The sequence below is a fragment of the Pilimelia anulata genome (genome assembly GCF_014647895.1).
In the GTDB taxonomy this organism is placed as follows: Bacteria; Actinomycetota; Actinomycetes; order Mycobacteriales; family Micromonosporaceae; genus Pilimelia; species Pilimelia anulata.
Genome location: NZ_BMQB01000018.1, coordinates 1 through 7,156, shown reverse-complemented (window position 1 = coordinate 7,156; position 7,156 = coordinate 1). Strand labels below are relative to the sequence as shown.

Sequence of the window (7,156 nt, the reverse complement as noted above, 5' to 3'; positions counted from 1 at the left end):
AGAACGTCCTCCCCACGGCCATCAGACCATGATCAGAAGACTCCGGGAAAGCGGGGGGACCTCAGGCGACAGGTGTGAGCTGCGCCGTGGTTTCGGTGTCACGGCGGACCAACGATGCGCACCGGCTGGCGGGAATCCAGCCGGGGGCCAGGGAGTGGAAGACGCGGCGGACAACGTGACGGTCCTGATCCACCTGCACCGTGAGGACTTCCCGGCACACCGGGTTCACGACCATCGGTGTGAGGACCGTGTCGAGGGTGCGGGCAGTCGGGAAACTGCGGGTGAGCGCGGTTTCGATGTCACCCTTTGCGGTCCAGCTGGTGCCGACGAAGGCCGCGGTCACGAGCAGCCAGGCCGCGATCCCGCTGGCCAAGGCGACCCGCGGTGGGCAGAACCGACTCACGGCGGCCAGTCCCACCATCAGTGCGGTCAGCATCAGGGCGAACGAGACCGGAACGAGGCCGGTGAACCAGGCGGCGGCGAGCCCAGCGAGCAGGAAGAACGCGATCAGCCCACGGATGACCCGGCTCGGCAGGACGAACAGCAGGACCGCGGCGCTCGCCCACAGGGCCGGTTCGAGGATGAAGACGGCATCGCCGTAGTACCAATGGTTGTCGACGGGCCACAGCGGATGTACGCCGTAGCTGTTGGTGAAGTCCAATCCGATGTGCAGCAGTGGGGCGAGGACGGCGACCCCCGCGACGAACAGCAGGTCCGCCCGCGACGGCGTGACCTTCTTGAGCCGCCACCAGAGCCGGACGGCCAGGAACAGCAACACTGACAAGCCGAGCGCGCCGAGGATCGTGTGAGTGTGGCCGCGATGGTGCAGCAGGTAGTCCATCGTCGTGCCGGCCCAGCCGGTATATGCCACGTCGATGTCGGGCAGGTTGCCGCCGACGGCCATGACCGTGAGTGCCACGCTCCGGCGAGCACGGTCGCTCAGCACCCGTTGACGGCCGGATGGACCGGTGCAGCGCCTCGCCAACCACGATGCTGATCAGCGTGTGCGTCACATTGTCCATGGCCGATGATCGTAATCGCCCTGCTCCGCGGGTCGGGCGGTACGCCCGGGGTGTCGCGTACCGAGCTTGATGGAGGCATCCAAGCCTGGGAGACTCCCCGCACGTGCGGGGATGGCCCCAAGGACGATCGCCGCCAGCCCGGGCGTCGCCGACACGGCATCGAAGGCGCGCCCGCGGGCGCTACCTGCGGAGTAGGCCCACATCACGCCGCTCGGGTGGGTCGTGCTCCGACCAGCGGCCGGCCATTCACAGCTCCGGGACTCGTTCCCCGGCTCGGCGGGGGCCGGCTACATTGCGCGCACGCGGTAGAGGTGCCTCACCGTCGCCGGCCACCGCCGCGCCCCGGCGCGGAAAGGAACACGGTGGTCGAGGGGCGCCCCACTGCTTCCTGATCAGCGATCGCCACGTCAGCATCGGCGAGTTCCGGTTCGTGCACGCGACGGTGCAACCCATCAGCCTTCTCCCGCAACTGCCGCAGCGTGACCTGGCCACTCTCACCACTTAGGTCAACCTCGATACGGCAGAACAGGTCACAGGGATACTCGACGACGAACATCGCCTGCGAGCCGGCAGTCACTCCATCCCCCCACCGACGCGAAAAAGGCGCGCGCCGCCACTCACCAGATCGTTCCGCATGTCCCGATCGTAACCGCGGACGGGATCACCTGTACCGAACCAGCGACGCAGACCCGGCGGGCGCTCCTGCCCGCCCACCCACCGTCCGAGCGGCACCGCACGAGCAGCTGAAATAGCGGACGGCGACGGCTGCGCCATCAGCGACATGAGCGCCCTTCGCTTGTGTGGCGGCCAGCGTCGACGTGCCCCTGCCGCAACCACCGCAGTGCCGCGTCAGCCGCGTCCTCGGGGGTGCTGTTGAAGCAACGCCCGTTCACGAGGACGACCCCCGGACGCACCCACCGCTGCGGGCGCGCGCAGGTACCGCGGCACGACCGGCAGCGCACCGCGACCCACGGCGCCGCGCGGCTAGACCCGCGGCACCGCGTCACGTGCGACCACGACACCTCGACAGGCATTAACCAGCGAAGATCACGCACAGTGACGATAATATGTAGCGGGAGAGCCGCGCGTGTTCGCTCGCGGATCGCTCGGATGTCGACGCACTCACCCGCACCCACCCGCACCCACCCGCACTGACACGCACGGGCGTCCCGAGGGCACCGAAGGGCGGGAGTGCACAGCACGCCTGCAACGCGGTCCCAAGAACACGCGGGCGTAGCGGCGGACACGCACCCGCCACGCCAGCCACGACATTACTTAAGGTGAGCGAACCAGCCATCATCGATCACTATCCGTCGATGTCGGCAGGCCAAATCAGGCTATTCGCCGCGCGACGACTGACGGGCCCCGACGTGAGGCAGGCGAGCCGATCCTGCTACTCTTTTTGGGCGCCTCATGGCGCCACGGCCAGGTAGCTCAGTTGGTACGAGCGTCCGACTGAAAATCGGTTACCTGACGCTCCGTTACGGTCCCCTGTGGTCATTGGCATGGCGGCTGACCTGCGAAGACATCTATAGCCTAGCCGGACGCATTCCTCACCAGCCACCGCTGTTGCTCCCGCGCTGCTCCATTGACGTGATCTTGTCGAACGCTAGGATCCAGCACTTCGAGCGCGACTACTCCTAGTAAATTGCCGCACTGGACAGGGTTCTGAGCGGGACAGATGTGTCGCCGACGTCTCCCTCTGGCGCCCGTGGTCGGCGCTTGCGCCACACGAGCGGCGGGGCAGTGTCGTCCGAGAGAACCGCGCCGCGCGTCGGTACGCTGATCCGTGCCCGATCTCGTCTGGGTAGCCGGCGTGAGGCGCGAGCCGTCTGGAGCAGCGACATGAGCACCCCCCACCTGCCGAGTGTGTATCTCGGTCCCGACCACGGTATGTGGCGGCCCAAGGCGTGGCAGGACGTCGTCGATGCTCAGCAGGGCGGACTGTTGGACGAGTCCCACTGGCTAGACCTCAAACGTGAACTCACCCCGGGTCGGCAGGGCAACCAGGACCTGGCCGTCGACATCGCGGCCATGGCGCTGGATAGCGGCCAACTCCTATACGGCATGGAGGACCGGGAAAGCCGCGCGATCAACGTGTGCGGCGTGGAACTGGCCGGGCTCGCGGAGCGGATCGATCAGGTCGCCCGCTCGAAGGTTCACCCGCCCGTGCTGGTCCGCACGATCGAGATCCCGGATCCGAACCGGGCCGGGTGGGGATGTGTGCTCGTCCTGGTGCCGGCCAGCTCACAGGCACCGCACATGGTTGACAACATCTACTACGGCCGCGGAGACAAGGCCAACCACCGCCTCAGCGACGAAGAAGTACGCCGTGCCATGGCCGCACGCGATCGCCGGCCACACGACGTTGAAGAGCAGCTCGGGCGGCTACGCGACGAAGACCCGACCGGCGAGGGCCGCAAGGCGGGGCACCTATACCTGGTCGCGCAACCGCTAGCCAGCGGCGCCGAGGCGATGGTAGCCCTGACCGCGCACCCCTCCCCGCAGTCGACCCTCCAGCCGATGGTCCACGAAATTGTGCAACGCCTTCCCCAGACGTACTCGCCGACGCTCGCAACCGCGATCCGCGCCAGTCGCCGCGCTGACGGACTCGCACTCTCCTCACATAGTCCGGATGACCGGATCTACGAAGGCGGTCTCATCGATCTGGTGCTCCGCGAGGACGGTGGCATCGCCATGACCTGCGGTCGAGGCACCGACATCATGAGCCGCGGCGGCCTAGACCCGATCCGGGTGGTCGTGCCGGTCGTCTTGCTCGGGCTAACCCACAGCGCACTTATGCTGGCTGGGCTGCTGGCCGAACGCCACACGGCCTATCAGGGTGCATGGGCGGTCGGCCTCCTTGTTGACCGGCTAAAGGCCACGGAGCCGTCTGACCGAATCCAGTCGGGCTGGCACGGCGGCACCGCCTACAGCCGGGACGAGTATGTGCGCACCACGGAGACAACTACTGCCGAGCTGGCGGACAGTTCCGAGAACGTGGTACAGCGGCTCCTCGGGACACTCCTACGTGGACTCGCAGTAGATGTCCGATACTTGCCCTACACCGCCAGCTCCCTCAGGAACGCAGCGCGGTAGCGCAACCGAACTCGTCCCGGCCGATATCGCTCCTCAGAACCCGCGAGCCAAGCGGTAGCTCGGTCGGTCGGTTGGGACGGCAGGTATCGCCAAGTTCGGACGCCAGCAGAGGCGGCCGGCGTCGATGTCTGGCGTCCGGCCTACACACCGCCCGCGGCGGCCGCCTTCCCGTCCCACCCGTCCGCCCACCTGCGGTGACGAGGGTGGTCCGTCTCCCGCCGTCGGCGACAGTTGAGGCGATCAGTGACCGCCGAGAAGGCGGCCAGCGCAGACACTCGACCAGGCAGGACTACGGCCAGACCTGAGGAGCGAGACTCCCGAAGTGCCGATCAGGTCACGCCACGTCGGGCAGTTTCATGCTCGGTCACCCTTGGCGATCAGCTAGTGATCTCGCCCTCTTCTTGCGTTGCGGGCGACTAAATCAGGGATAACTGTTCACGGAGTTCGTCATAGAATCAAATGTCTTCGATAAGGGAGTTGTGAGCTTCGTTCGTATGCAATAATCGCATACGAACATTCACTTCTAGAGAGATTCAAATGAAGTGGCCGCTGCAAAGCCAGAAGGCGCACCGCCGAGCAACACCGCTCTTCGAGTTCCACAGAAGCGTGGTTGACTCCCCTTAGGGCTGCGCGCCTAGCCATGCTCACACGCTGCAATGGCCAGGCGTACGCCGTCCCTGTATACCGGAAGGATCTGATTGCAATGGCTCTGTTTACCTATGTGGACAACTCCAACGTGTGGATCGAAGGTATGCGGATTAGCGCAGTACGGAAGGGTCTGGTGGCCGACATAGCTGAGGCTTCTGAGCGCGGCGTGACTGATTCCTCTTGGAATTATAGTTTTGGAGGCCTGTACGAGGCGGTCTGTCCCGCTGACTTGATTGAAATCGGTCGCGCGGCCTTGTTCGGCTCCTACAAGCCACCTAAAGATGACGTTATTTGGAAGTTCGCAGAACGCCCTGGATTCGACGTCGTGCTGTTCGAGCGGCAATACGGAGAGAAGCAGGTCGACGTGGAAGTCGCGCTCCAAATGAGTGATGACTCACGGGATCTCATGCAGCCGGGCGACAAGGTTGTGCTTGTTTCAGGAGATCAGGATTTCGTGCCGGCGATCAGCCGATTGGCAGACCGTGGTTTTCCGACCACTGTCGTATTCTGGGAGCATGCCACGGCTACGGCCCTTCGGGAGGCTGCGGCCGACTTTTTTCCGCTCGATCCAGTATTTGATCGCTTGACGCGCTGATTATCTGCCACTCTCCTCCGCAAATGGCAGCAATTCGGCCACGTTCACGAACAGGTCGGAGTCGAGTATGTACTCGATCTGCTCGCGGCGGCCGAGCAGGTTGGTGGCCGTGTACTGGAAGTGCCAGCTGCCGTGGCTGCGTTCGAGCGGCTGCGGGCGGCATTCCTCCAACCGCCGGCCCGCGCTGTGGAGGCAGCTACGCCGCTTGAAGGTCACGCCGCGGCTATCGCTCACCCTCCGCCGCGGCCCCGCCATTGGGCTCACTGCGGACCCAGCGGGGGTAGTCGCCTGCTGGGCGGTGTGTTCGGCTTGTCAGCCGTACCCGTACACCGCGACGATGGCCACTCGGTGGCGAGTTGGACTTCGGGGGACACGTGGGAGTGCTTGACGACAAGGACCCGACCGGCGCTACCCGGCTGAAGGAATGGGCCAACGGTTTGCGCGAGCTCCCGCCCGGCACACCCCCGCCCTTCGAGTACCAACGGATGATCCACCCGGGGATAGTTCCCGCGGACGGGGACGGGCCGCTCGCCGCAGAAGGTCAGGGACTGCTAGGCGTTCCAGGTGAGCACATCCAGTCGGTGACCGTCCTGCACTACCTGCGCGCAGGGTCGCCGTCGGATCAGTTTGACATCGTCGGCCGTGACGCGATGTTCGGCGCCCTGCTGACCTTGGTGACGGACCGTCGCTGCCAGGTCGTTCCGGAGGTCATGGCAAGGGTCGAGGGCCAGGAGCATCCCTTCACATTGCCGCTGGCCGGGTCAGTGGACACCCATCTCGGTGCGCCCCTGCCCGCCTGGCCGCAGGTCGATGCAGCGTTCCGCGACGCGGTAGCGCGACTCACCAGTCTTCCCGATGATGACATGCGGGCCCTTAGCGCGGCGATCCACATGCACTACTGTGCCTCGCTGCTGATTCCGCGTGATCTTGTCGGCGCGTACGCGTTGATGGTCGGCGGTATCGAATGTCTGGCGCAGCACTTCGGCAGTCCCCCAACGGAGTGGGCCTACTGGGACGAGTCGGCGAGCTGGGAGAAGTTCATCGCCGGCCAGGCCTTCACCGAGGACCAAGCCGCAGCTCTGCGCGCCCGCCTGATGAAGGACAAGCACATCAAGCTCGCGGAGACCTCCGCTACCTACGCCATGACGCGGCTGCCGGACGCCTTCTGGCAAGAGCCTGTGCGCGTCTACACCTGGGGTGTGGACGCGATGAGCGCCTCGCCGCTGGAGGGCTCCTGGTCTGATCCGCAGCCGCGCGGCGCGGTGTTCGCTGAGAATCCGGCGGTCCTGAAGGCGGCGTTGAAGACTGCGTACAAGCTTCGGTCTCAGTTCCTGCACGCGGGCAAGCGGGCGATCTCGTTTGCTGGCGACGTGTTCGCGACTGTCGTGGCTGCGGATCGACCCGCTGGCGAGAGTCCACGTCTGAGCGTCGCCCAAATGCGCGCCGTCCTGCGGACCTTGATCCTGCAAGAGTTGACCGACCGTGGCAGCACCGATCCTCGGGGCTTGGACGAAATCACACTCGACACGGTCCCGACACCAGGGTCATGAGCTGACCGCCCGGTGTCCGGCGGTCGCCGAGACTGCTCTGCACCATGGCAAGGCTCCACTGCCGGGTCGTACTGCATGACGCAAGCGCTAACCACCGAGGCGCTCACCGGTACAGGCACGATGACGGGGCCCACCAAGTGAGGCAGCCCGCTCGGCGGCCACGTCACAATGTGGTGAGCCCGGCTAGGGAGCGTCTCTTGGATCATGGTTTGGTCCAGAGCAGTATGCCTGCGAGGGTGAGC

6 protein-coding genes are annotated in these 7,156 nt (G+C 65.6%); 3 read left to right on the top strand and 3 right to left on the bottom strand.

Annotated features, from left to right (window positions below):
• Positions 1-61: 61 nt before the first annotated feature.
• Both IEY94_RS22960 and IEY94_RS22955 read right to left on the bottom strand, forming a co-directional pair.
• Positions 62-919 carry a metal-dependent hydrolase gene (locus IEY94_RS22960; RefSeq protein ID WP_189172341.1) on the bottom strand — a complete coding sequence of 286 codons (858 nt, stop codon included), beginning with the start codon at positions 917-919 and terminating at the stop codon, positions 62-64.
• A 419-nt stretch (positions 920-1,338) separates the two neighbouring features.
• Positions 1,339-1,599 (bottom strand): hypothetical protein, encoded by a 261-nt coding sequence (locus tag IEY94_RS22955; RefSeq protein WP_189172340.1) that lies wholly within the window; start codon positions 1,597-1,599, stop codon positions 1,339-1,341.
• Positions 1,600-2,867: 1,268 nt separating this feature from the next.
• Here IEY94_RS22955 and IEY94_RS22950 point away from each other — a divergent pair.
• A complete protein-coding gene (locus IEY94_RS22950; protein ID WP_189172339.1) occupies positions 2,868-4,121 on the top strand; it encodes an AlbA family DNA-binding domain-containing protein in 1,254 nt (417 codons plus the stop codon).
• Positions 4,122-4,824: 703 nt separating this feature from the next.
• On the top strand, positions 4,825-5,364 hold the full coding sequence (locus tag IEY94_RS22945) for an NYN domain-containing protein (protein ID WP_189172338.1): 540 nt from the start codon (positions 4,825-4,827) through the stop codon (positions 5,362-5,364).
• Here the strand turns inward: IEY94_RS22945 and IEY94_RS22940 are convergent, their stop codons facing one another.
• Positions 5,365-5,580 carry a hypothetical protein gene (locus IEY94_RS22940; protein WP_189172337.1) on the bottom strand — a complete coding sequence of 72 codons (216 nt, stop codon included), beginning with the start codon at positions 5,578-5,580 and terminating at the stop codon, positions 5,365-5,367.
• Between the two features lie 164 nt (positions 5,581-5,744).
• On the opposite strand from IEY94_RS22940, the gene IEY94_RS22935 reads away from it, so the two are divergent.
• On the top strand, positions 5,745-6,914 hold the full coding sequence (locus tag IEY94_RS22935; RefSeq protein WP_189172336.1) for a hypothetical protein: 1,170 nt from the start codon (positions 5,745-5,747) through the stop codon (positions 6,912-6,914).
• The last annotated feature ends 242 nt before the right edge of the window (positions 6,915-7,156 follow it).

Bases quoted from the DNA above. Each gene is read 5' to 3' on its own strand.
- IEY94_RS22950 (WP_189172339.1), top strand. From the start codon at position 2,868: ATGAGCACCCCCCACCTGCCGAGTGTGTATCTCGGTCCCGACCACGGT.
- IEY94_RS22945 (WP_189172338.1), top strand. From the start codon at position 4,825: ATGGCTCTGTTTACCTATGTGGACAACTCCAACGTGTGGATCGAAGGT.